Raw genomic sequence first — 3,081 nt, forward strand, 5'->3', positions numbered from 1 at the left:
ATAATTTGTTACGATTGTGAACCTTGAATATAGCTTTAGTTAGAGTTATACTTTTTTCACCAACTAATAACTTCAAAGTGAAGGTCATATCTTCATATATGGATATAGCTTATAGAGTAAAAATATTGATTTTCAACCTCTATAAATGTATTTAATGTATAGATTTACTGTATATTAACTTAAAAAATGAAGAAATGTTATTAACACTTCTTCATTTTACACCTTAGTCTAATACTGACAATAACATATTATCCTGCATTATATTGATTATATACTTTTGATACTAAAACAGTCATATCATCTCCCACTTTATTTTTTCCAAGCCTTTTAGCTTCTTCTATTATTCCGCTTGCTAAATTTTCAACATCTTCATCATGTCTACCCATATAATCTAAAATCCAACCAATCCCCCCTGCCTCTTCAACATCAGATACGCCATCTGTAAGCATAACTACTAAATCACCATGTTTAACCTTTCTTGTACAAGTATCTATATCAACTTCATCTAAAACTCCAATAGGTAGACTTTTAGATTTAATTATATCTACTACATCATCAGATTTTATGAAACTAGCCACTGCACCAACTTTCATAAAATCTATTTCTCCACTATATAAATCTATAGTACTTAAGTCTATAGTAGAGAATTTCTCTTCTTCACAAAATTTCAAGGTCATTATAGAATTAACTGTATTAATGGCTGTAGTCTTACTAAACCCAGCATTTATAAACTTTTCAATTAATTCTACTGCCGCTTCACTTTCTCTACCTGCTTGTGGACCTGACCCCATACCATCACTTACTAACATCATGTAGTTTCCTATGCTAGTATTTCCAAAACTATAGCTATCTCCATGAACTGTATATCCATCTTTACTTGCCTTAGCCATATAAGTAACTACTTTTAAATTAGGCGCCTCTTCAAAAACTACAATGCAACTATTTGTATTAGGATTTATATAACATCCATCTTCATTTATAACCATATTAGTTCCTGCCGCTTCCTCTATAATTGGTAAAATTCTATTAGAATATACTTGCAAAGAACCATATTGTGTGGCAGTTATTCTTATAACACTCCTATCATTTTTATCTTTTATACAAAATACATCATCATAATATATTTGATTCTTATCTAAAAGCTTAATTATATCCCTTTCCAACTTACCATCATTTTTAAGCTCTTCATTAAATTCTTGAACTAATTCATCCACGGATTTTGCCATATTATTTATTTGGCTTGCTAAAAGCTCCCTTCCTTCACTTAATCTAGTTCTCCACATCTCACTTATTATATATTTATTAACTACATCTTCCGAATTTCTTATAAGTGCCCCTTTTTTCAAACACTTCCTTTCTAATTCCATAGGAAATCTATTAGATTTTTTCTGCTGATTTTCAATTAGCTCAGAAAAAGCGTTATAAGTTAGATGATGTTCTCTATTCCAACAGATACAATTAGCATTACAATCACCGCAAACACGTGCTGCTAAATTATCTACTAATTCAGTACTTTTACTTGTCATTAATAACTTGTCATTGTCAACTAATTCTGATAGAATTTCAGACATATTTGATAATACATCTGAAAAATTATCAAGTTTATTCAAATACATATTTTTTATATTATTTAAATAATTTCTATCTAAATTTATTCGTTTTTTCTCTGAATTAATTTCAGAGCCTATAGTATCATAAACTCGCCCTGGCATCAGTGCAAATATTCCTATTGCTAATATTCCATCCATTAAAGCAAAACTGCTAACATCTGCAAAGGATGAGGTTAATAAATACACTTTAACTATTAAGAATGTAACTAAAAATGATAAGGACACAAAGGCTCGTCCACCCTCTTTAAAAATTCCACTAATAAGCCCTACCATACCTAATACAGTTATATATATTAATAAATTTTGATTACTCATTCCAATTATAGCCCCCATGGCTAGTCCTACAGTTCCAGCTATAGCACTTCCGCTAATATAGCTTATACCTAATACTGCTGTAAAGGCGAGTACATTAGTTACTGATACACCAAATATTTTTACACCCCATGTACCTGCAATAACTATGGATATCAAAATAGCCATACACACTACTTCTTCATCTTTAAAAAGATGTTTAGTTTTTAATTCTTTAAAGCATACATCACTTATCTGAAGAATAAAATATATTGGGAATATGCAACATAAATTCGTAAGTGTTGAAACTCCAGCCATACCCATTCCAAATTCATTAATTATTATATTGTAAGAAAACATTCCAATAGTTAAAACTGCCCACGTCACTATCTTTTTATATTTTTCACTTAAATCTATATGGGACAATAATAATGATAACAAAACTACACTTGGAATAATAACATAATACATACTTATATCTTTAACATAACTTTGCATAGTTATATATCCCATTATTGTTCCAAAAGCTGATGATAATGTAAGTCTATAATCGTTATTATTTAGTACTACTATTAAAAATGCAATTCCAAATGGAGCAGTACTATTAATTATCATTGTTCTACTAATTAACAAACTAATTAGAAACATACCTGAAATTTTAAGAAAAATCCTCTTACTTCTTTCCTGCTCTTTAATTTTATTACTATTTGATTTTTTCATCCTTTTATATGGAAATACATCTGCTCCATATTGCATCTATAACCACCTACCCCTTAATTTAATAATTCCTTGTCTCAATCGATAAATTTATTATAGCAAAGGTCTCTGGAATTAAATGTCAATTACTGGTAGGTACTTGTAATTTATTTCTGACATTTTTTCCCTAATTGTACTTTTATATAATTCCTAATGTCATACATAATTTATTAATATTTTTATAAGAAATATGTTAATGGAGGGATTTATCCAATTTTTGTAAATTTATTTTTTATTTATATTTTATTTTTGTGTTTTTTATATGGGATAACTTTTGTGTCGTATAAAGTGTAATCTCTTTGTAAAATGAATTTTTTTAAAGTAAATTTATGGTAATATTTTCCTGAAAGGTTTTTATTGTAGATTTTTATATATTGATTTTATTTTTCAAAACGAAAAAGACTCACTATATATAGTGAGTCTC

At 28.3% G+C, this 3,081-nt stretch carries 1 protein-coding gene; it reads right to left on the reverse strand.

The features are described from left to right. Positions 1-248: 248 nt before the first annotated feature. Positions 249-2,657 (reverse strand): stage II sporulation protein E, encoded by a 2,409-nt coding sequence (gene spoIIE / locus CSGHG_RS16230; protein ID WP_010297699.1) that lies wholly within the window; start codon positions 2,655-2,657, stop codon positions 249-251. Between the last annotated feature and the right edge of the window lie 424 nt (positions 2,658-3,081).

The organism is Clostridium senegalense JC122, from assembly GCF_000285575.1.
GTDB lineage: Bacteria > Bacillota > Clostridia > Clostridiales > Clostridiaceae > Clostridium_J > Clostridium_J senegalense.